Source organism: Streptomyces sp. NPDC002734, from assembly GCF_040295685.1.
Classification (GTDB): domain Bacteria; phylum Actinomycetota; class Actinomycetes; order Streptomycetales; family Streptomycetaceae; genus Streptomyces.
In genome coordinates, this window is the sequence record NZ_JBEOVU010000011.1 from 121,384 (window position 1) to 138,142 (window position 16,759).

Sequence of the window (16,759 nt, forward strand, 5' to 3'; positions counted from 1 at the left end):
GCCCTCGGCGACACCGGAGTGAGCGGGGCGGGCGGCCCGGCCGGCACCGTCGCGCCGGCCGGGCCGCCCACCCCGGTTCACCGTCGTGCGGGCTGCGCCGTCCCGCCTCGGGCCGGGCGTCGTACCGGGCGGCCGGTGGCGGCGGCCCGGGGACCCCCTTCCAGCGCGAGCGGGGCGGCCACGAAGACGGAGGAGTACGTGCCGACCACGACGCCGATCAGTGCGGCGAGGGCGAAGTCGGTGAGCGTGTCGCCGCCGAGCACCGCCAGGGCGGCGAGGATGAGGACGGCGCCCATGCCCGTGTTGACGGTCCGGGGCAGGGTCTGCAGCACCGCCGTGTTCACCAGGTCCGGCAGCCGCCGGCCCGCCCGTCCCTCCTTCCCGCCACCGCCGCGCAGCAGTTCGCGGACACGGTCGAAGACGACGACGGAGTCGTTGACGGAGTAGCCGATGACGGTGAGCAGCGCGGCCAGGAAGACGCCGTCGAGCGGCTTGCCGAGCCAGGCGAAGACGCCGACCAGCACGACCACGTCGTGGGCGAGGGCGCCGACCGCCGCCGCGCCGAACCGGCCGCGGAACCGGGCGGCGAGGTAGAGGAGCTGGGCTCCCAGGGCCACGCCGAGCGCGATCAGGGCGTTGCGCCGCAGCTCCTCCCCCAGGCTCGGGCCGATCAGCTCGTCGCGCACCTTCTCCACACCGCCCGCGTCGCCTTCACCGGCCGCACCGGCCGCACCGGCCTCGGCGGCCTCGGCGGCGAGGGTGCGGGTGACGGTGTCGGTCTCGGCGTCGGTCAGCCGCTCGGTGCGCACCGTCAGACCGTCGTCGCCCGACGACTGGACGACGGCCTGCGGGAATCCGGCGTCGGCGAGGGCGGCCCGGGCGCGTTCCGGGTCGACGGGGTGCGTGGTGGCGTACTGGAGGAGCCGGCCGCCGGTGAAATCGATGCCGAGGTCGACGCCGCGGACCGCGATGCCGGATCCGGCGAGCACCAGCACGGCGGCGGAGGCGGCGAGCCAGCGGCGCGGGCGGCGCATCAGGTGGATGTCGCGGCGGGCGAGGGCGGTGCGGACCCGTCCGGCGGTGGCGATGCCGGTGATCGCCGGGCGGCGGCGCACCCACTGCCGGGAGACCGCGAAGTCGGCGAGCACCCGGGTGACCACCAGGGCGCTGACCATGGAGGCGAGCACGCCGATGCCGAGGGTGACGCCGAAGCCGCGGACCGGGCCGGACGCCAGCAGGAAGAGCAGCCCGGCGGCGATCAGCGTCGTCACGTTGGAGTCGGCGATCGCGCTGAAGGCGTTGCGGAAGCCGGCCGCCAGGGCGGAGCGCAGTCCGGGCCTGGCGCGGGCGGCGTGCTCCTCGCGGGCACGCTCGAAGACGAGGACGTTGGCGTCCACCGCCATGCCGATGGCGAGCACGAAACCGGCCAGTCCCGGCAGGGTGAGGGTGGCGCCGAGGACGGCCAGGGCGGCGTAGGAGATCAGGCCGTAGCAGAGCAGCGCGACGACGGCCAGGACGCCCAGCAGGCGGTAGGACCGGATGATGAACAGGGCGGTCAGCGCGGTGCCGATGACCGCCGCCCAGGCGCTCGCCTCGATGGCGCGGGCGCCCAGGGTGGGGCCGACGGTGTGCTGTTCGACGGTCTCCAGCGGCACGGGGAGCGCGCCGCCGTTGATCAGCATGGCCAACTGGCCGGCCTCGTCGCCGGTGAAGGACCCGGTGATCTGGGTGGTGCCGCCGGCGATGCCCTCGCCGCAGCCGACGGACGGGTCGACCTGCGGGGAGGAGACGACGCGGTCGTCCAGGACGATGGCGACGCGGCGGGCGGGGTCGCCGGGCGCGGCGCAGGCCGCCTCGCCCGTGAGCTCGGCCCAGCGGTCGCTCCCGGCGCGGTCGAAGTCGAGCGTGACGTGCCAGCCGGCGCCGGTCTGCGCGTCGTGGCGGGCGTCGGCGGTGTCCACGTCGCCCCCGGTGAGGGCGGCGGGTCCGACGCGCAGGTGCTCGCCGGACTCCCCGGGCAGCACGCGCTCGCCCTCGGCCAGGTCCTCGGCCGCGGCGGAGTCCTTCGCCGCTGTGGGGTCCTTCGCGGTGGTGGAGTCCTTCGCGGCGCCGGGGTCCTCGGTGGCGCGCACCGGGTGGAAGGTGAGCTGGGCGGTGCGGCCCAGGACCTCGGCGGCCTCCTCGGGGTCCTGCACGCCGGGCAGTTCGACGACGATCCGCCGGTCCCCGGAACGCTGGAGGGTCGGCTCGGCCACGCCGAGCGCGTCGACGCGCCCGCGCAGCACCTCGAGGGTGCGGTCGGTGGTCTCGCGGTCGGCCTCCACGGTGGAGGTGGAACGGGTCTCCAGCACGATCTGGGTGCCACCGCGCAGGTCGAGTCCGAGACGGACCGGCACGGTGAGGGTGACGAGGACGGACAGGGCCACCACGGCCAGGGCGATCAGCGCCCTCACGCGGGTGGATCGGGACGATCTGGACAACGACGATCTGGACAACGGGGCCTCCGGCAGGGCATGCCGCGGCGACGGCCGGCGCGGCCGCGGCACGTGTCGAAACGGGGGTGGGTGGGCGGGGACGGTCAGACGCCGGAGGGGGGCGACCGTCCGCGGTGCGGGAGGGCTTCGGCGGGGGCGGGGAGCCGGTCGGGGGACCGGACGCCGGCCCGCGCGAGGGCGGGCGGGGCGGTCGCGGTCCCGGTGGGCGCGACGGCCGGCTGGCCCGGGTGCGACGGGTGGTCGACGGGGAGGTGGAGGCGGACCGCCGTGGGGGTCAGGCACGCGGCGGCGCACGGGGGGTCCGCCTGCGGGACCGTCGAGGCCTCTGCGGTCGCCGTGGTCGCCGCGACCTCGGCGCCCTCGGCGGGGGGTGGCTGCGGGGCCGCGTGCGGGAGTGGGAGCGCCTGCGCGTGCGCGGTGGGGAGCGCGTGCGCGTTCGGGCCGCCGGGGGCCAGGACGGCGAGGAGCGCGAGCAGCAGGGCGGTGAGCAGGGGGAACGCGGGGGCGGGGCGGTGCTGTGAGGGTGGGTGCACGGCGTCGTCCCCCTTTCCGGGCGTTCCCGTGAGTCGGTCGGCGGTGCCGGTGGGGCGGACCCGGGGCTCCGGCCCGGGAGGTGTACCGGAGCCCCGGGGGTCAGGGTTCGACGAGTCCGGCCCGGATGGCGTAGCGGGTGAGTTCGAGCCGGTCGCGCAGCCCGAGCTTGCTCAGCAGGTTGGCCCGGTGACGCTGCACCGTCTTGACGCTGATGAACAGCAGCTCGGCGATCTCCTTGGAGGAGTGGCCCTCCGCCACCAGCTTGAGGACCTCCTCCTCCCGCGGGGTGAGGATCTGGCCCGGGGCCTCCTCGCCCTGCCGGACGCGGTCGAGGTAGTGGCGGATCAGGGCGGTCACCGCGCCGGGGTAGAGGAAGGGCTCGTCGCGGATCGCGGCCCGGCAGGCGGCGACCAGGTCCCGGTCGGCGACGGACTTCAGCACGTATCCCGAGGCCCCGGCCTTGAGAGCCTGGAAGAAGTACTGCTCGTTGTCGTGCATGGTGAGCATGAGGATCCGCAGGTCGGGCTTGAGGGCGGCCAGTTCGCGGGCGGCCTGGAGCCCGGTCATCCGCGGCATCGCGATGTCCAGCACGGCCAGATCCACCTCGTGGGCACGGGCCTGCTCCACCGCCTCGGCCCCGTCGCCCGCCTCGGCGACCACCTCCAGGTCGGGTTCCTGGTCGAGGATCAGCCGCACGCCGCGCCGCACCAGGGCGTGGTCGTCGGCGAGGAGGATCCGGGTGGGCCGCGGCCCGGGGGTCTCGGCGGGGCCGGTGGGGGCCCCGGTGGCGTGGTCGTCGTGCATCTCAGGTGTCCTGGGCGTCGGGTCGTGCGGCGTCCCGCCGGGCGGGACCGGGTTCGGGTTCGGGACCGGGTTCGGGTTCGGGTTCGGGTTCGGGTTCGGGTTCGGCGGCATCGTGGTCGGCGGTCTCCGCCCCGGTGGCCCCGGGGCCCGTGGCGGTGGGTGGCTCGGGAGCCGGGGGCCAGGCCACCGGGGTGTCGGCCGTGGGGTCGTCCACGGAGAGCTCGGCGGCGAACACGTCGTCCGCGAACGGACCGTCGGCGAACGGAGACGCGCCGACCACCGGGGCGGCGACCGCCGGATCGGTGAACGCCGAGCCGGCGGGGTCGGTCACCGCCGCGTCGGCCACCGTCGAAGCGGGGTTGACCGGCAGGTCGGCGGACGTCGGGTCCGCGGACGTCAGGTCCGTGGACGTCGCGGCGGCGCGCCGCGTGCCCGCGGCCGGACCGCCCCGCGTGGTCGCCCGTGAGGCGGGAGCAGGACCACGGTCGGCGCCCCCCGACGGCGGGCGGAGTATCCCGGGCAGCCCGCCCGGTTCGGGGAGCACGAACGGCCCCCCGGCGAGCGAGGCGGGCGACGACGGGGACGCGGAGGGAACCGGCACGGTCAGCCGCACCGTCGTCCCCGCGCCGGAGGCCCCCGCGGTGACCTCCAGCGACGCCCCCACCAGCAGGGCCCGCTCACGCATGCCGCGGATGCCCGCACCCTCGGCCAGCCGCCGGATGCCGTGGCCGTCGTCGGTGACCGACAGCTCGACCGCGTCCTGGACCCGCCGCAGTCGCACCACGACCGTCTCGGCGTCGGCGTGACGCGCCGCGTTGGTCAGGCTCTCCTGGGCCACGCGGTAGACGACCAGCTCGGTCCCGGGGTCCAGCGGCGGCAGGTCGGTGTCGAACGCGCGGCGCACCACCAGACCGGTGTGGGTGGCGAAGTCCCCCGCCAGCGAGGTGAGGGCGCTGACCAGGCCGAGGTCCTCCAGGACGCCGGGACGCAGCCGCCGCAGCAGCCGCCGGATCTCGTCCAGGCCGGCGCGGGTGGCCTCCTGGATCAGCCCCAGTTCCTCCCGCAGCGGCGGGTCGGCCCTGTCGGCGACCCGCTTGAGGGCCAGCAGGATCGCCGTCATGGTCTGCCCCACCTCGTCGTGGAGTTCCTGCGCGATGCGGCGGCGCTCGGCCTCCTGGGCGTTCAGCACGCGGGCGCTGCTGGCCACCCGCTCGTGCTCCAGGCGGTCCAGCATGGCGTTGAAGGTGCGGATGACGTCGGAGACCTCGCCGGTGCCGTACTCGGGCAGTCGCTGCCCGGGACGCAGCAGGTCCACGGTGGTCATCCGGCGGGTGAGGCGGGCCAGCGGGGCCAGCCCCCAGCGGATCAGCGCGGCGTTGGCGACCAGCATGACCGCCAGGCCGACGACCAGGATCACGGCCTCGGTCAGCAGCACCGGCACGGACACGGTCACCGGCGCCCACAGCAGCAGCGACGTCGCCGCGCCCAGCACGACGGCGTTCAGCAGGAAGATCCGCCAGAACAGGGACACCGGGTCACGCCTCCTTCAGCGATGCGTCGCGCACCACTCTCGGGCATCGCGGTCCCCGGACGCGCAGCGGCTTGCCGGTCGGCCCGCTCCGGACGGGCCGACCGGGGCCGTCCTCCAGCCTGCCGGTCCGCGAGGCCGGCGTCGATGGGTCGCGGACCCCATTCGGCGGGGGTCGCGGACCCCATGCGGGGGTGGGGCACAACGGGCGGAAATGGGGCGCGCGGCCGATGTCCGCGAGGCCCGCGAAGGACCAGGCTGGAGAGCGTCCCCGGCCCCCACGGCCGCCGGACCCAGGCACTCGGCCCCGTCGTCGAGGGCCCGACGCCCCCTGCCGTCGGACCCTCCCCGGCGTGGGCCGAGCGCTGTTGCCCGGGCTTCGCACCGGGCAGTCCCACGGCTTCCCGCCGCAACCGTCCGGTCCGCCGGACCCGCTGGAAAGGACGTCCCATGGCCTACGACGCCGCTCCTCCCGAACTCCGCCCGCAGCGCCCCGGCTCGCACGAGATCCGGCAGCGCCTCGAGCACGAGCGCGGCAGCCGGCTGGCCCAGCTGCGGTCCCTCACCGGCAGCGGCCAGACGGTGGACGACCACCTGATGTCCACCCAGAAGGAAGCCGTCACCAAGGTGCTGCGGGAGATCGAGGACGCCTTCGCCCGCCTCGACGACGGCACCTACGGGTCGTGCCTGCGGTGCGGGGAGGCCATCCCCGAGGAGCGGCTGGAGATCCTCCCGTACACCCACCACTGCGTCGGCTGCCGCCGCAGCGCCTGACCGACGCCTCGCGCCCGTCGTTCTCCTCGGCCCGTCGCCGCCGGCCGCGCGCAGTCCGCGCGGCCGGGTGCGGGCCCGTGCCACCAGAGGTGAAGTGGTGAACTCCCCGACCGCCGACGCCGGTGACCGTACCGCGCGGCACCTGACCCCGCGGGACCTGACTCCGGGGCACCTGACCCCGCGGGACCTGGCCGGCCTGCGGGCCGCCCTCGACGAGCAGCTCCGGTTCCTCCGCAGGCGCCCGACGGGAGGGAGCCCTGGCGTCGCGGCCCCGGCGCGCATGGTCCTCGCGGACGTCGAGGCGGCGCTGCGGCGGATGGACGAGGGCCGGTACGGCGTCTGCCACCGGTGCCGGCTCCCCGTCGACCGCAAGCGGCTGCGGGTCGTGCCGCAGGCCCGCTACTGCGCCCCCTGCCAGCACCTGCACGCCACCCGCCACCGGCCGGCCAAGGCCGCGGCTCCGGGCACGGCTTCGGGTACGTCTTCGGGCGCGACCCCTGGCCCCACGGGGCACACCGCCGGCCCGACGGACCTCACAGGCCCCGCGGACCTCGCGGGCCCGGCAGACACCGCAGGCTCCGCGGGCCCCGCGGACCTCGCAGGCCCGGCAGACACCGCAGGCTCGACGGGCCCCGCGGACCTCGCAGGCCCGGCAGACACGGCAGGCCCCGCGAACCCCGCAGGCTCCGCGAACCCCACAGGTCCCGCCGACCTCGCGGGTCCCGCACGCGCCGGGGACCGGTGACCGTGGAGCGGCTCGACGGCGCGGACACGGGCGCCGGCCCGGTCCGCGCCCGGTTCGGGACGCCGCGGACGGACCCGTACGGCGTCGCGCTGGACCTGGGCAGCGCGCGGACCCGTGCCTGGACGGCCGGGCACGGCGCCGTCCTCGACGTCCCCACCGTCACCCACCCCGACCGGAACACCGGCCCCGGCCCCGCCCTCGCCCCCGGCCCGGGCGACGCCCCGGGCGCCGGCCCCGCCCGCCGCGGCGGCCGCCCGGTGCACCGCGGCGCGGTCGTCGACGAGGCCGGCTGCGCACACGTCCTGCGCGGGCTGCTCGCGCACCGGCTGCCCCGCACGGCCCGCCCGCTGGTGGTGCTCACCACGCCGGCCCTGGCCTCCCCCGCCCACCGGGCGGCGGCCCGGTCCGCCGTGGAGGTGCTGCGGCCGCGGAACGTGCTGACCGTGCCCGCCGCCCGCGCCGTCGCGGTGGCGGCCCGGGCCGACCTGTCGCGGCCGCTGCTGGTGGTGGACATCGGCGCGCACCTCACCGAGGTGGTGCTGCTGGACGACGGCGCGGTGGCCGACGCACGCCGCGTGGGCCTGGGCACCGGCGACCTCGGGGTCGCCGCGCCGGAGGACATCGTGGACGCGGTGACCAGGATGATGACCGCCACGATCCGGCAGGACGGCGCCTCGCTGATGCCCGGGGCGCTGGCCCGCGGCGTGCTGCTGGCCGGCGGCGGCGCGCTGCGGCCGGAGATCACCTACCGCCTCGCCGCCCGGCTGCACGCACCGCTCGACGTCGTCCCCGCCCCGCACACGGCGGCCGTGCGCGGCGCCGCGCGCCTGCTGGAGGCCGCCCGCCTCCACCCGAGCACCCGCGGACACGACGCACCCGGCACGCGGTCCGGATGAGCGGCCGGGGCCGGTCCCGGTGACCGCCCCGGCCATGGCCCCGCATGCCGCGGACCGGCGAGAATGGCCGCATGCCGACCGCCTCCGCCCTCCTGATCGCCGCCGACTCGCCCCTGCGGAAGGACGTCGCCGCGCTGCTCGACGAGCACCTTCAGGACATGTACGCGACCAGCCCGCCGGAGTCGGTGCACGCCCTGGACCACGGGACGCTGGCCGGCGAGGGCATCGTCTTCGTGACCGCGCGCACCGCGGAGGGCGTCCTGCTCGGCTGCGGGGCGCTCAAGGAGATCGAAGCCGGCCACGGGGAGCTGAAGTCGATGCGCACCACGGCGGCGGCCCGCGGCCGCGGCGTCGCCTCCGCCGTCCTGGAGCACCTGACCGGCCTGGCCGCGCGGCAGGGCTTCACACGGCTGAGCCTGGAGACCGGCGCGGCGGACTACTTCGCGGCGGCCCGGCGGCTGTACGCCCGGCACGGGTTCACCGCGTGCGGGCCCTTCGCCGGCTACACCGAGACCCCTGACAGCGTCTTCATGACCAAGTCCCTCGGACGGGCCTGACCGGCCGGGGGACTCGGACGCTCCGGCGTCCGGCCGACGAACATCCCGTCACCCACCGCGCGGCGCGCAGGAGTTGGGCGCGCCGCGGCCCCCTCACCGGCCACCCCCGTGGTCTGCGTCACATCCGCGGCGTACGTACAACGTTCGCCCAGGGTCATCCATCTGTTCACGTAGGACCGGAAATGCGCCTGTCCGGGGGACGTCGTGTGCCTCGGACTCTTCCTGCTCCGCCGGGCGCTCGGGGCAGGGACCGCCAGCACTTCGACCCCAGGATGTCCCGCATGAGCTTCGGCCAGACAGGCACGACCCCGAACAGCCCGCGCATCAGCCTCGTCGTCCCCGTGTACCGGGTACAGGGGTATCTCCGCGCGTGCCTGGACTCGGTACTCGGGCAGTCGTTCACCGACTTCGAGATCATCGCCGTCGACGACCGGTCACCGGACTCCTGCGGCCTCATCCTGGACGAGTACGCCGCCCGCGACAGCCGGGTGCGGCCCTTGCACCTGGAGCGGAACCAGGGCATCGGCAAGGCCCGCGACCTGGGCGTCCGCGAGGCTCGGGGCGACTACATCTTCTTCCTGGACAGCGACGACACCCTGGCCGACGGCGCCCTCGCCGCCGTCGCCGAGCGGCTCGGGCAGACCGGGGACCCGGACATCCTGCTGGTCGACCACGTCCGCACCTACTGGTGGAACCGGGTGCAGGGCAGCGCGGCCCGCGAGATGCTCGCCGAGGCCGGGCCGGACGTCTTCACCGCCCTGGAGCGGCCCCAGTTCCTCACCATGTTCACCGTGGTGTGGAACCGGCTCTACCGCCGGGAGTTCTACCTCGCCGGCGGCTTCTCCTTCACCGACGGCATCTACGAGGACGCCCTCATGGTCTACCGGACCATGCTGAGCGCCGAGCGGATCGCCTGCCTGCCGCAGGTGTGCGTGGAGTACCGCCAGCGCCGCAAGGGCAACTCGCTGCGCACGCCGGGCCGTCAGCACTTCGCCGTCTTCGAGCAGTACGAGCGGCTGTTCGCCTTCCTCGACGAGCGCCCGCACCTGGACCCGGTGCGCCCGCTGATCTTCGAGCGGGTGATCGACCACTACCTGTTCCTGCTCTTCCGCGAGGAGCGCATCCAGCCGCGCGACCGGGCCGAGTTCTTCCGGCGGGCCGCCGCGCACTTCCAGCGCTACCGGCCGGCCGGCTACGTCCGGCCGCAGGGCTCGCTGGGCGTGCGCTTCGACCTGCTGGCGCGCGGCTCGTACCCGGCGCTGGTGGCCGCCCGGACCGTCGCCGACGCCCGCAACCACCTGCGCAAGCGGGCCGCCAAGGCCCGCGTCGGCCTGGGCCGCAAGGCGTACGACCAGCTGTACCGGATGCACCTGCGCCGGCCGATCGACGAGAACCTCGTGGTCTACAGCGCCTACTGGAACCGCGGCGTCAGCTGCAACCCGCGGGCGATCCACGACAAGGCGCGGGAGCTCGCGCCCCACCTGCGCGGCGTGTGGGTGATACGGGCCGGCGCGGAGCACACCGTGCCGGAGGGCGTGGACTTCGTGGTGGCGCGCTCGCCGCGGTACTGGGAGGTCATGGCCCGGGCCAAGTACCTGGTCAACAACGTCAACTTCCCCGACGAGATCGTCAAGCGGCCCGGCCAGGTGCACCTTCAGACCCACCACGGCACCCCGCTCAAGCAGATGGGCATCGACCAGCAGCGCTTCCCGGCCGCCGCGAAGAACATGAGCTTCGGGAAGATGCTGGAGCGCTGCGACCGCTGGGACTGGAGCCTGAGCTCCAACCGGCACTCCACGGAGATCTGGGAGCGGGTCTACCCCTGCTCCTTCGAGAACGTGGACAGCGGCTACCCGCGCAACGACGTCTACTTCCGCTCCACGGCCGCCGACGTCGCCCGGATCCGCGCCGAGCTGGGCATCGAGGAGGGCCGCACGGCGATCCTGTACTGCCCGACGGTCCGCGACTACCAGAAGGGCTTCGTGCCCCGGCTGGACCTCGAACGCCTCACCCGCGAGCTCGGCGAGGACCACGTCGTCCTGGTGCGCACCCACTACTTCTACGGCCGGGACCCGCGGCTCCAGGCGTTGCAGGACCGCGGGCTGATCAAGGACGTCTCGGCGTACCCGGTGGTGGAGGACCTCTGCCTGGCGGCCGACGCCCTGATCACCGACTACTCGTCGATCATGTTCGACTACGCCTGCCTGGACCGGCCGATCATCTCCTACGTCGACGACTGGGAGGTCTACGCCAAGGCGCGCGGCGTGTACTTCGACCTGCTGTCGCAGCGGCCGGGCGAGACGCCGGGCGCCACGGCGACCAGCGAGGACGAACTGGTCGAGGTGCTGCGCTCGGGCGCCTGGAAGGACGAACGGGCCGCGGCGCTGCGGGCCGCCTTCCGGGAGCGGTTCGTCCAGTTCGACGACGGCAACGCCGCCGAGCGGGTGGTGCGGAAGGTGTTCCTCGGCCAGGAGGCGGCCCCGGCGGTCCTGCCCCTCGCCGAACGTACCCCGGCGCCCGCCCCGGAGGCGGCCGTCCTGCCCGTCATCCCGCGGCAGTCCACCGGCGGCGAGGACCTGGTCCCCGCCGACCGGAGCGCCACCGCCTGAGGGCAGGCGCCCGTCGCGCCGCCCGGCCGTCGCCCGTCGCGCCCGTCGCGCCCCCGTCCTGCCGTCCGTCCCGCCGTCCGTCCGTTTCCCCGTCCCCCGCGGGCACCCGCGCCCAGGGGGCGGCTTCCCACTCACCGAGGACCCACCGCACCCATGAGATCCATGAGGTCCACCCTCAGCAAGGCGGTCATTCCCGCGGCCGGGCTCGGCACGCGGTTCCTGCCGGCCACCAAGGCGACGCCCAAGGAGATGCTCCCGGTCGTCGACAAGCCGGCCATCCAGTACGTCGTCGAGGAGGCCGTCTCCGCCGGGCTCGACGACGTCCTGATGATCACCGGCCGCAACAAGCGCCCGCTGGAGGACCACTTCGACCGCAACCACGAGCTGGAGTCGGCCCTGGAACGCAAGGGCGACGCCGGCCGGCTCGCCCGGGTGCGGGAGTCCACCGACCTCGCCACCATCCACTACGTCCGCCAGGGCGACCCCAGAGGTCTCGGCCACGCGGTGCTCTGCGCCGCCCCCCACGTCGGCGACGAAGCCTTCGCGGTCCTCCTCGGCGACGACCTGATCGACCCGCGCGACCCGCTGCTCTCCCGCATGATCGACGTGCAGGCCCGGTACGGCGGCAGCGTGGTCGCCCTGATGGAGGTGGACCCCTCCCAGAGCCACCTCTACGGGTGCGCCGCCGTCGAGGCCACCGAGGACGGCGACGTCGTCCGGGTCACCGGCCTGGTCGAGAAGCCGGCGCCGGGCGACGCCCCGTCGAACTACGCGGTCATCGGCCGCTACGTCCTGCACCCGGGCATCTTCGGCGTGCTGCGCCGCACCGAGCCCGGCCGCGGCGGGGAGATCCAGCTGACCGACGCCCTGCAGATGCAGGCCGCGGACGAGAAGGTGTGCGGCCCCGTGCACGGCGTCGTCTTCTCCGGCCGCCGCTACGACACCGGCGACCGCGGCGACTACCTGCGCGCCATCGTGCGGCTCGCCAGCGAACGCGAGGACCTGGGGCCGGAGTTCCGGGCCTGGCTCCGCGACTTCGTGCGCGACGAGATCGACGGCCCGCGGGCCTAGCGCCGGCAGCCCGCCGAGCGGGGCCGGCGCAGGGCCCGTGATCGAGTGGCGGGGGCGCGGACACGGGGTTTTGCTGGGAGGAGCACCTCTGTCCGCGTCCGTGCCGAAGGACTGGGAATCATGACCGTCACCAGCGTCAACGAGGACTTCGACCAGCTCGAGCTGACCCTGGCCGCCGATTTCGACGCCCCCGTGGAACGGGTGTGGCAGCTGTGGGCCGACCCGCGGATGCTGGAGCGGTGGTGGGGCCCGCCGGCCTACCCGGCCACCGTGGACGAGTTCGACCTCAACCCCGGCGGGACGGTCAGCTACCACATGACCGGTCCCGAGGGGGACCAGCCGCACGGCTGGTGGAAGGTCGACTCGGTGGCGCCGCCCACCCGCCTGGAGTTCACCGACGGCTTCTCCGACGACCACGGCGAACCGCTTTCCGACTCGCCGAGGATCGGTATGCGGGTCACCCTCTCCCGGCGCGGGACGGCCGGCTCGGGCACCCGCATGGAGCTGTCCTCGACGTTCCGCAACGAGCACGAGATGCATCAGATGTCCGACATGGGCATGGCCGAGGGCATGCGGGAGGCCGCCGAGCAGATGGACCGGCTCCTGGACTGACCCCACCGGCGCCTGCCCGCGCTCGCCCGGTCCGTCGCGACGCGGCCGACGACCCGGTCGGCGGGCCCGGTCGGCGGGCCCGGCGCGCACCTCCGGCCCGGCCCGCGCGCACCTCCGGCCCGGCCCGCGCGCACGCCCGGCGCACCGCGCGCTCCGGCCGCGACACCCGCGTACGCGCGGCGGGAGCCGGAAGGCATGATGGACCCCACAGGTGAGATGGACCGGCCCCCGGGCCGGCCAGGGCTGTCAGGGGGAGGGGGAGGCATGGACGGAGCGGACAAACACGCGCCGCGCAAGGCCATCCGGCTGACTCCGGCCCTCTTCAAGCCCGCCGCCGACGGCCCCGTGACGCTCTCCGAGACGGCCCCGACCGCCCGCACCGAGGCCAGCGGCGTGCTGCGCATGACACTGCGCCCGGCCGACCGGCTGGCGGGCGCGGGAGTGGCCGCGGGCTGCCTGGTGCGCACCCGCGACGGCCGCACCGGCGTGGTGCGGCTCCCGTCCCGGGGCGGCGCCGACCGCGCCGCGGACGCGGCGGGGACCGGAGCCCTCGACGCCTGGCCGTTCGTCGCCCTCACCGACGACGGCACGGCCGTCGATGTCGCCCTCGGCCGGGCTGACCGCTTCGAGCGGCTGCTCCTCTACGCCGACGTCGCCCAGGGCGCCGCCGACTTCCGCGGCCCCGCCGCCGAGGCGGTCTTCACCGCCGGCCCGGGCCGCACCTGGCGCATCCCCCTCGACTCCGCGCCCGCCCCCGCCGGGGCCTGCGCGGTGGCGCTGCTGGCCCCCGGCCCGGGCGGGCTGGAGCTGCGGCGGGAGGTCCGGTGGTACCGGGCCAAGTGGCGCACCTCGTACCGGCGGGTGCTGGCCCGCGACTACCGGTTCGCCTAGGAGCCGCTCTCGCGGCTCACGGGGCGCGAACTTTCAGGCGGCGCGGGAGAGTTCCGCCTGGCCGAACAACAGGGCGTAGCCGGACGGGAGTTGGGCGAGGAGCCGGTGCGTCAGGTCGTCGCCGATCAGCCCGGGGAGCACCCCGAGGACCGACGTGGTGTCCCAACGCGCCGTGGCGTGCGTGGCGTTCGGCAGCCTGCGGGACAGCTCGGCGACGAACTCCGCGGCGGCCGGCACCTGGTGGGCGGGAACCTGGGCGGCGACGATGCGCGCCGCCTCCTCGGGCAGCGCCCGCGCCAGGTCGACGCGCTCGTCGCCGACGACGTGCTCTCCGAGTGCCGCGAGCACGGCGCGGGTGACCCGCTCGGCCTGCTCCTCGGTCGGGTAGAGCCCGGCCTCGCGGACCTGGGCGACCAGGCCGTCCCAGGACGTCGCGGTCGCCGTCGCGGCCGTCGAGCCCTCGCGGGGCTCGGGCACGGGAGCGGTGGCAGGGACGGCGGGAACGGTGGCGGCGGCGCTGGCGTCGCTCGAAATCATGGGAATGGTCAAGGGGACTGCTCCTCTTCAGCTCCCGTCAGATGACTGCCGGGCCGGGGCGGCCTGTCCCGGCCCGGTGCTGCGGCTCGTATGCCCGCCTTCGCGGCACGTACACCTCCGTTCACACCGTGTGCATGGCGTGACGGCGGTGCGACCGTGGTGCAACCGCGGTGCGGTCAGCGGCTGATGGCCTTGCGACCGCCGCCGTCGGGGCCGCCGCTGATGCGGATCCTGCGCGGCTTGGCGTGGTCGGCGACCGGGATCCGCAGCGTGAGGACGCCCGCGTCGCAGGAGGCGTCGATCCGCTCGGTGTCCAGCGTGTCGCCGAGGAAGAGCTGCCTGCTGAACGTGCCGGACGGGCGCTCGGCGACGATCACCTCGGCGTCCTCGGGGGCCGGAGCGCGCCGCTCAGCGCGGATACTCAGCACGTTGCGCTCGACGTCGAGGTCCACGGTCTCCGGGTCCACCCCGGGAAGGTCCACCTGGACGACCAGGTCGTCGCCCACGCGGTAGGCGTCCATCTGCAGGGCGGCCGGCCGGTTCGGCACTCCCGTGTTCCCGAGGACCTGCTGGGTGAGGCGGTCGAACTCGCGGAACGGATCGGTGCGCATGAGCATCACGGTCACTCCCTTCGTACGGTTCCTGGGTGCGATGCCCTGATGTCTTCTTATATAGCTCCGGTCCGGAAAATTGACAAGCCTGGACTCAACCCTGGGTGGCGTCGGAGCCCTGGGGAGCCGGTGACAGGATGGACGGAAGCTGTTCGGGCGATGTGACGCGAGGCGAGGAGGACGTGATGGCGGCGAAGGTGCCCACGGGGCTGGTGGCGGCGGCCGGACTGGTCGGCGGGTTCGGCGTGGCGCGCGGCACGAAGCGGCGTGAGCTGGGCGGGGTGGTGCTGGCCGCGGCGGGCGCGGCGGCGGCGACCCGGTGGAAGCGCCAGGCGGGCGGCCCGGTGGCGGCGGGTCTCACGACGGCGTACCTGGCCGCCTTCGCGGGCTCGCACCCCTTGGCCAAGCGGCTCGGCGCCTGGCCGTCCGTGCTGACGGTGACCGCGGGCGTCGCGGCGGCCTCCTGGGCACTCGCCGACCGACGCGGGGCCTGAGCCGACCGGGGCGGCGGGTGCGACTCACCGCCCCCGCCCGGCCCGGCTGCCGGCGTCTCAGACGCCGAGGTCGCGGATGATCTTGGCCACGTGTCCGGTGGCCTTCACGTTGTACAGCGCCCGCTCGACGGTCCCGTCGGCGTCCACCACGACCGTGGACCGGATGACCCCGACGACCGTCTTGCCGTACAGCTTCTTCTCGCCGAACGCCCCGTACGCCTCCAGGACCTTCTTGTCCGGGTCGGCCAGCAGGGTGACCTTCAGCGACTCCTTGTCGCGGAACTTCGCCAGCTTCTCCGGCTTGTCCGGGGAGATGCCGACGACGTCGTAGCCCGCGCCGGCGAGCAGCTCGAGGTTGTCGGTGAAGTCGCACGCCTGCTTGGTGCAGCCGGGGGTAAGCGCCGCGGGGTAGAAGTACACGATGACCTTGCGGCCCGCGTAGTCGGCCAGCGAGACCTCGTTCCCGTCGGCGTCGGGAAGGGTGAAGGCGGGGGCGGTGTCGCCGGGCTGAAGTCGCTCGGACATCGGGTGGGGCTCCTTGGTCACTCGTCACCGGGTGGGCGCGTACGAGCGTAACCGGGGGGCGTGGCCGTGCGGCCCGGCCCCGAGCTGACAGACTGGTGCACAGCACCACGGAACGCAGGACGACGTACGGTACGGACGACGGACATCCGACGGCGAAACGATCACGGAGGCGGCACGGTGGCGGACAGCCCGGACACCAGGACACCGGCGCAGATCAAGGCGGACATCGAGCGCCGTCGCGCTCAGCTGGCGGAGACGCTCGAGGAGATCGGGGTGCGGATGCACCCCAGGACGATGGTGGACGACGCCAAGGCCAAGGCGCGCAGCCAGGTCGACCAGACCCTCGGACGGGCCTACGTGAGCGTCAACCGGACGATGACCGAGGTGCGGGGACGTTTCGTCGACGAGGAGGGCTCGCCGCGGATGAACCGGATCGTGCCGGTGGCGCTGGTGGCGGTCGGCGTGGTCGGCCTGCTGGTGCTCAGCGGCACCCGGAGCTCCGGCGGCTCGCGCGGCAGGCGCTGCCGGCGCCGTCGCTGAGCGACCCCCGCACAGCGGCACCCGCTCGGACGGCGAGGGGTCCGGGCCAGGTAGGTTCGGACCGTGAGCGTCAACAGAACTGTGAGCGACACCGAGCACGACAAGCTTCCGATCCGGATGCTGCACGACCGCGTGCTGGTGCGTCAGGACACGTCGGAGGGTGAGCGCCGCTCGGGCGGCGGCATCCTGATCCCCGCGACGGCGGCCGTCGGCCGGCGCCTCGCGTGGGCGGAGGTCGTCGCGGTCGGGCAGAACGTCCGTACCGTCGAGACGGGGGACCGCGTCCTGTACGACCCGGAGGACCGGGCCGAGGTCGAGGTCCGGGGCATGACCTACGTCCTCATGCGGGAACGCGACCTGCACGCGGTCGCCGCGGACCGCTTCGAGGGCACGGAGGACACCACGGGCCTCTACCTCTAGCGACACCGCTGGGGACACCCGCGACACCCGAAGGGGCCGGACCGCCAACGCGGTCCGGCCCCTTCTCCCTGTCCCGCCGGGGCGGTCGCCGTTCCGGCGGGGTGGTCGCTCTCCCG

Annotated in this window: 17 protein-coding genes and 1 pseudogene; 11 read left to right on the top strand and 7 right to left on the bottom strand. The window is 75.1% G+C overall.

All coding sequences use genetic code 11. The annotated features are described in order from the left end of the window. Nucleotides 1-77: 77 nt before the first annotated feature. The 4 genes and pseudogenes from secD to ABT026_RS12615 form a co-directional block, all read right to left on the bottom strand. Nucleotides 78-2,444: a protein translocase subunit SecD gene (gene secD, locus ABT026_RS12600; RefSeq protein ID WP_351114278.1), complete on the bottom strand. Its 2,367-nt coding sequence runs from the start codon at nucleotides 2,442-2,444 to the stop codon at nucleotides 78-80. A gap of 134 nt (nucleotides 2,445-2,578) precedes the next feature. Beyond that, nucleotides 2,579-3,028, bottom strand: a complete 450-nt coding sequence (locus tag ABT026_RS12605) for a hypothetical protein (RefSeq protein WP_351114201.1) — start codon at nucleotides 3,026-3,028, stop codon at nucleotides 2,579-2,581. Between the two features lie 100 nt (nucleotides 3,029-3,128). Further along, on the bottom strand, nucleotides 3,129-3,833 hold the full coding sequence (locus ABT026_RS12610) for a response regulator (protein ID WP_351114202.1): 705 nt from the start codon (nucleotides 3,831-3,833) through the stop codon (nucleotides 3,129-3,131). A gap of 589 nt (nucleotides 3,834-4,422) precedes the next feature. Further along, nucleotides 4,423-5,364 (bottom strand): annotated as a pseudogene (locus ABT026_RS12615) (HAMP domain-containing sensor histidine kinase); the annotation flags it as partial. Nucleotides 5,365-5,811: 447 nt separating this feature from the next. On the opposite strand from ABT026_RS12615, the gene ABT026_RS12620 reads away from it, so the two are divergent. The 8 genes from ABT026_RS12620 (at nucleotide 5,812) to ABT026_RS12655 (ending at nucleotide 13,516) form a co-directional block, all read left to right on the top strand. Next, the gene (locus ABT026_RS12620) at nucleotides 5,812-6,135 is read left to right on the top strand and encodes a TraR/DksA family transcriptional regulator (RefSeq protein WP_351114203.1); all 324 of its coding nucleotides are present in this window, start codon (nucleotides 5,812-5,814) and stop codon (nucleotides 6,133-6,135) included. Nucleotides 6,136-6,232: 97 nt separating this feature from the next. Then, nucleotides 6,233-6,880 (top strand): TraR/DksA C4-type zinc finger protein, encoded by a 648-nt coding sequence (locus ABT026_RS12625; RefSeq protein WP_351114204.1) that lies wholly within the window; start codon nucleotides 6,233-6,235, stop codon nucleotides 6,878-6,880. Between the two features lie 89 nt (nucleotides 6,881-6,969). Beyond that, the gene (locus ABT026_RS12630; protein WP_351114279.1) at nucleotides 6,970-7,776 is read left to right on the top strand and encodes a rod shape-determining protein; all 807 of its coding nucleotides are present in this window, start codon (nucleotides 6,970-6,972) and stop codon (nucleotides 7,774-7,776) included. Nucleotides 7,777-7,847: 71 nt separating this feature from the next. Further along, complete coding sequence (locus ABT026_RS12635) at nucleotides 7,848-8,333, top strand: GNAT family N-acetyltransferase (RefSeq protein WP_351114205.1); 486 nt, start codon at nucleotides 7,848-7,850, stop codon at nucleotides 8,331-8,333. Between the two features lie 281 nt (nucleotides 8,334-8,614). Continuing rightward, a complete protein-coding gene (locus ABT026_RS12640; RefSeq protein ID WP_351114206.1) occupies nucleotides 8,615-10,942 on the top strand; it encodes a bifunctional glycosyltransferase/CDP-glycerol:glycerophosphate glycerophosphotransferase in 2,328 nt (775 codons plus the stop codon). Nucleotides 10,943-11,095: 153 nt separating this feature from the next. Further along, a complete protein-coding gene (gene galU / locus ABT026_RS12645; RefSeq protein ID WP_502967959.1) occupies nucleotides 11,096-12,013 on the top strand; it encodes a UTP--glucose-1-phosphate uridylyltransferase GalU in 918 nt (305 codons plus the stop codon). A 120-nt stretch (nucleotides 12,014-12,133) separates the two neighbouring features. After that, nucleotides 12,134-12,625 (top strand): SRPBCC family protein, encoded by a 492-nt coding sequence (locus tag ABT026_RS12650; RefSeq protein WP_351114207.1) that lies wholly within the window; start codon nucleotides 12,134-12,136, stop codon nucleotides 12,623-12,625. A 264-nt stretch (nucleotides 12,626-12,889) separates the two neighbouring features. Continuing rightward, entirely contained in the window at nucleotides 12,890-13,516 is a 627-nt protein-coding gene (locus tag ABT026_RS12655; RefSeq protein ID WP_351114208.1) for a hypothetical protein, read from the top strand. 33 nt (nucleotides 13,517-13,549) lie between these two features. Here ABT026_RS12655 and ABT026_RS12660 read toward each other — a convergent pair whose 3' ends face one another. Both ABT026_RS12660 and ABT026_RS12665 read right to left on the bottom strand, forming a co-directional pair. Then, complete coding sequence (locus ABT026_RS12660) at nucleotides 13,550-14,053, bottom strand: DUF2267 domain-containing protein (RefSeq protein WP_502967962.1); 504 nt, start codon at nucleotides 14,051-14,053, stop codon at nucleotides 13,550-13,552. Between the two features lie 176 nt (nucleotides 14,054-14,229). Then, entirely contained in the window at nucleotides 14,230-14,670 is a 441-nt protein-coding gene (locus ABT026_RS12665) for an Hsp20/alpha crystallin family protein (protein ID WP_351114210.1), read from the bottom strand. Nucleotides 14,671-14,849: 179 nt separating this feature from the next. On the opposite strand from ABT026_RS12665, the gene ABT026_RS12670 reads away from it, so the two are divergent. Beyond that, on the top strand, nucleotides 14,850-15,158 hold the full coding sequence (locus ABT026_RS12670; RefSeq protein WP_351114212.1) for a hypothetical protein: 309 nt from the start codon (nucleotides 14,850-14,852) through the stop codon (nucleotides 15,156-15,158). A gap of 57 nt (nucleotides 15,159-15,215) precedes the next feature. Here the strand turns inward: ABT026_RS12670 and bcp are convergent, their stop codons facing one another. After that, on the bottom strand, nucleotides 15,216-15,683 hold the full coding sequence (gene bcp, locus ABT026_RS12675; protein ID WP_351114213.1) for a thioredoxin-dependent thiol peroxidase: 468 nt from the start codon (nucleotides 15,681-15,683) through the stop codon (nucleotides 15,216-15,218). 177 nt (nucleotides 15,684-15,860) lie between these two features. Here bcp and ABT026_RS12680 point away from each other — a divergent pair, with 177 nt between their 5' ends. Both ABT026_RS12680 and ABT026_RS12685 read left to right on the top strand, forming a co-directional pair. After that, nucleotides 15,861-16,223 (top strand): DUF3618 domain-containing protein, encoded by a 363-nt coding sequence (locus ABT026_RS12680; RefSeq protein WP_351114214.1) that lies wholly within the window; start codon nucleotides 15,861-15,863, stop codon nucleotides 16,221-16,223. Nucleotides 16,224-16,340: 117 nt separating this feature from the next. After that, nucleotides 16,341-16,643 (top strand): GroES family chaperonin, encoded by a 303-nt coding sequence (locus ABT026_RS12685; RefSeq protein ID WP_351114281.1) that lies wholly within the window; start codon nucleotides 16,341-16,343, stop codon nucleotides 16,641-16,643. Nucleotides 16,644-16,759 lie beyond the last annotated feature (116 nt).